This is a genomic window from Ralstonia sp. VS2407, from assembly GCF_052950655.1.
This window is the reverse complement of record NZ_JBRFVG010000159.1, coordinates 1-510: the sequence shown is the minus strand read 5'-3', so window position 1 is coordinate 510 and position 510 is coordinate 1. Positions and strand designations below refer to the sequence as shown.

Here is a 510-nt window from a genome sequence, read left to right as displayed (position 1 = left end):
GATGAGGGCGGGTACTCGCATGAGCATCACTGACCACGTGGGATCTGCGTGAGCGATCTTCACCACGGCTGCCTGAATCCACAGTGACCCGGGGGGATACACCGCCGTCGTTGCTTGCCACGGCGTGTCAACAGCCTTGCCGAGAACTTCAGCCAAACCTTGTGGGACGCGGTATGGATCCATCCCCTGGGTGAGAATCCAACCTTGAGCCGCGTAAGCCCAGCCATCTTGGCTCAACAGCGGCGGGCTAAAGAGCAGTGGCAAGGACCAGACGACCAAAGTCAGCACGCGGCGTCCCACGAGTTTACGAGAACGCAACCACGCAATGATGATGGCGATCAGTCCTGCGATACCGCTGACAGCCACTGCCACACCGACCGGACGCACGTGCGTGGGCACACCACCTTGCGGAGATCCCCACCCCCACAACGTCACCATGACAGAGCCGACAAACCCCATCGTCAACACCTCAACCAGACGTCGCCAATCCGGCTGATTATGCGCCAGGAC

General features: G+C 60.6%; 1 protein-coding gene. It reads right to left on the bottom strand.

Annotated elements, in window-relative coordinates:
- Nucleotides 1–510: hypothetical protein (locus tag ACU8YE_RS24390; protein ID WP_446929959.1), on the bottom strand; the 510-nt coding region annotated here is incomplete at both ends.